The 1,247-nt window shown below is 56.5% G+C and carries 1 rRNA gene; it reads right to left on the reverse strand.

The annotated features are described in order from the left end of the window. Window positions 1-1,247: ribosomal RNA gene (locus tag G401_RS55395) — 23S ribosomal RNA — on the reverse strand; the annotation flags it as partial.

The raw sequence follows: 1,247 nt of genomic DNA on the forward strand, positions 1-1,247 counted from the left end.
GAGGTTAGTACAGTGAGGTTCAGCGTTGACGCTGTTTCGCGGGTACGGGAATATCAACCCGTTGTCCATCGACTACGCCTCTCGGCCTCGCCTTAGGTCCCGACTCACCCAGAGCAGATAAGCTTGACTCTGGAACCCTTGGTCATCCGGCGGCAGGGTTTCTCACCCTGCTATCGCTACTCATGCCTGCATTCTCACTCGTACGCACTCCACGGCTAGATCACTCTGCCGCTTCCCCGCACGCACGACGCTCCCCTACCCATCCACACGCCTAGACCTGGAGACCTCAGTCATCCAAGCCGAGCAAAGTGTGAATGCCACGGCTTCGGCGGTGTGCTTGAGCCCCGCTACATTGTCGGCGCGGAACCACTTGACCAGTGAGCTATTACGCACTCTTTCAAGGGTGGCTGCTTCTAAGCCAACCTCCTGGTTGTCTGCGCGATCCCACATCCTTTTCCACTTAGCACACGCTTAGGGGCCTTAGCCGGCGATCTGGGCTGTTTCCCTCTCGACTACGAAGCTTATCCCCCGCAGTCTCACTGCCACGCTCTCACTTACCGGCATTCGGAGTTTAGCTGACTTCGGTAAGCTTGTAGGCCCCCTAGGCCATCCAGTAGCTCTACCTCCGGCAAGAAACACGTGACGCTGCACCTAAATGCATTTCGGGGAGAACCAGCTATCACGGAGTTTGATTGGCCTTTCACCCCTAACCACAGGTCATCCCCCAACTTTTCAACGTTGGTGGGTTCGGCCCTCCACGAAGTCTTACCTTCGCTTCAGCCTGCCCATGGCTAGATCACCCCGCTTCGGGTCTAGAGCATGCGACTACAGCGCCCTATTCAGACTCGCTTTCGCTACGGCTACCCCACCCGGGTTAACCTCGCCACATACCACTAACTCGCAGGCTCATTCTTCAAAAGGCACGCCATCACCCCTAAAGGCTCTGACGGATTGTAGGCGAACGGTTTCAGGTACTATTTCACTCCCCTCCCGGGGTACTTTTCACCATTCCCTCACGGTACTCGTCCGCTATCGGTCACCAGGGAGTATTCAGCCTTACCAGGTGGTCCTGGCAGATTCACAGCAGATTACAGGGGTCCGCTGCTACTCGGGACACACCACCACAGGTCACACATTTTCGCCTACAGGACTCTCACCCGCTACGGTTCGCTTTCCCAAACGATTCGGCTAACATGCAACTTTCTCACTGTGTCGTCGACTGTCAGATCGACACGCGGTATCCCACA

Origin of the sequence: Hamadaea tsunoensis DSM 44101, assembly GCF_000428945.1 — a bacterium.
GTDB classification, from domain to species: Bacteria; Actinomycetota; Actinomycetes; order Mycobacteriales; family Micromonosporaceae; genus Hamadaea; species Hamadaea tsunoensis.